This window comes from Mycobacterium sp. E1715 (assembly GCF_001667625.1).
GTDB lineage: Bacteria > Actinomycetota > Actinomycetes > Mycobacteriales > Mycobacteriaceae > Mycobacterium.
This window is the reverse complement of sequence record NZ_LZJJ01000412.1, coordinates 1-1,861: the sequence shown is the minus strand read 5'-3', so window position 1 is coordinate 1,861 and position 1,861 is coordinate 1. Positions and strand designations below refer to the sequence as shown.

The 1,861-nt window shown below is 71.8% G+C and carries 2 protein-coding genes and 1 pseudogene; 2 read left to right on the top strand and 1 reads right to left on the bottom strand.

Annotated features, from left to right (window positions below; translation table 11 throughout):
* Both A9X03_RS20040 and A9X03_RS20035 read left to right on the top strand, forming a co-directional pair.
* Positions 1–378 (top strand): annotated as a pseudogene (locus A9X03_RS20040) (NAD-dependent epimerase); the annotation flags it as partial.
* Positions 375–1,097 (top strand): CPBP family intramembrane glutamic endopeptidase, encoded by a 723-nt coding sequence (locus A9X03_RS20035; protein ID WP_067755865.1) that lies wholly within the window; start codon positions 375–377, stop codon positions 1,095–1,097. The pseudogene A9X03_RS20040 and the gene A9X03_RS20035, both read left to right, overlap by 4 nt.
* Here the strand turns inward: A9X03_RS20035 and A9X03_RS20030 are convergent.
* Positions 1,094–1,861, bottom strand: a 768-nt coding sequence (locus tag A9X03_RS20030; protein ID WP_156737572.1) for a DUF2867 domain-containing protein, incomplete at its 5' end; no start/stop codon positions are given. The genes A9X03_RS20035 and A9X03_RS20030 overlap by 4 nt on opposite strands.

The window sequence follows — 1,861 nt, the reverse complement described above, 5'->3', positions numbered from 1 at the left end:
CCGGGGCTGGCCGGCGATCTGGTCGAGTCGCTGGACCACCCGATGACGGCGTCCGAGACCGACCTTCGCGACCGAGTGCCCGACCCGCCCGGTGGGTTGCTCGGCGTCGAGGACGCCATTGCCCTAGCCTTGGCCGATCAGCCCCATCGCCCGTCCCCGGTCAACGCACTGGCCGACCCCCATCACCTGGCCAACACCGACCCCGTGTGGGCCGGCGGTGACGCGCGGCGCATCCGCCACGTCGCGCGGCGGCTCACCCCACCGGTCGCGCGGCCGGCTCTGGGGCTTGTCAACGTGGTCCCGGGTCCGCTGGCCGGAGCGCTTCGAACCGGACTCGACCTCCTGATCGCCTTGACCCCGAAGGTGCGTCCCGCATGAGCCAGTCAACCGCCTCGCCCGCCACCGGCACGCTGTCCGAGCTGCGCCGGGCTCTCACCAAAGTCGCCGTGCCGCATCATGAGTCGCCCGTAGTCGTGCGGCGTCGGCGGGTCATCGTGGCCATCACCGTGGTCCTCGGTGCCGTGGTGCTCGGGTTTTCGTTGCGGCGCCATCCGGGCGACTCCAGCTTCTACTGGCTGACGTTGGCGCTGGCGGGGGTGTGGGTCGCCGGTGCGTTCGCCTCCGGCCCGCTGCACCTGGGTGGCATCTGCTGGCGCGGCCGCAACCAGCGGCCGGTCATCACCGGGACGGGGATCGGCCTGCTGCTCGGCGCGATCTTCGTGGTCGGCGGGCTGATCGCCCGGGAGATCACGCCCGTGGCCGAGCTGATCACCCGGGTGCTGGAATACGCCCATCACGGGTGGTATCCGGTGATCGTGGCGATCACGCTCGTCAACGGCGTCGCGGAGGAAGTCTTCTTTCGCGGCGCGCTCTACACGGCCCTGGGCCGGTATCACCCCGTGTTGATCTCGACGATCCTCTACACGATCGCGACGCTGGCCAGTGGCAACCCGATGCTCGGGTTCGCCGCCGTGATCCTGGGGACGGTGTGCGCGTTCGAACGCAGGGCGACCGGCGGGGTCCTCGCGCCGGTGCTCACCCACCTGGTGTGGGGCCTGATCATGGTTCTTGTGCTGCCCCCGATGTTCGGCGTCTAGGAGCCAGCCGAGCCGGCGACCTCGCGGGCCAGCGCCCGCATCGCGGCGTTGTGCGCGGGCCGCGCGAAGAACCAGTACACCCGCCCAGGGATGCCCCGCGGCAAAAAGATGGATCGCTGGGTGTAGCGACTGCCGCGGCCGTCCCGCCGCGTGACCGCGATCTCGAGCCACTCCCGTCCCGGCGCCCGCTTGGTGGAGCGCAGCCGCAGCACGGCCCCCGCCGCGCGCTCCTCCACCCGCCAACCGCCCGCCCGTGAATTCACGGCGGCCTCCGCCGCCCGCCAGACGTCGGCGGGTTCGGTGGCGGTTTCGGCGGTGCGCAGATCGGTGTAGACGATCTCGCCCGCCCAGTCCGGGTCGCTGGGCAGTGCCTCGGCCGGTTCGGACCGCAGCGACGACCACGAGGGTTCCGGGACGCCCCGCGCGGCCCGCTCGAGCGCCAGTTCGACGGACCGGCGATAGCCGGTCAGGCCGCCGGGCGGCGCTTCGATGATGCCGTCGACGTCGTGGTTGCGCATGACGGCGTCGCACTCCAGCGATTCGATCAGCGGCCGCGCCAGCCCCGGCGGGATCGGTGTCACGGTCCCCACCCAGAGGCTGGCGATCGTCGGTGTCAGGAACGGCAGCACGATCAGATAGCGCTTGCCCAGCCCCGCCACGTCGGCGTAGACGCGCATCATGTCGCCGTACTCGAGCACGTCGGGTCCGCCGATGTCCCAGGTGCGCGATGACGGGACCGGCGCCGTGGCCGCGGCGACCAGGTA

What these genes read in the sequence shown, in the direction of transcription:
- A9X03_RS20035 (WP_067755865.1), top strand. Translation starts at nt 375, where the DNA reads ATGAGCCAGTCAACCGCCTCGCCCGCCACCGGCACGCTGTCCGAGCTG.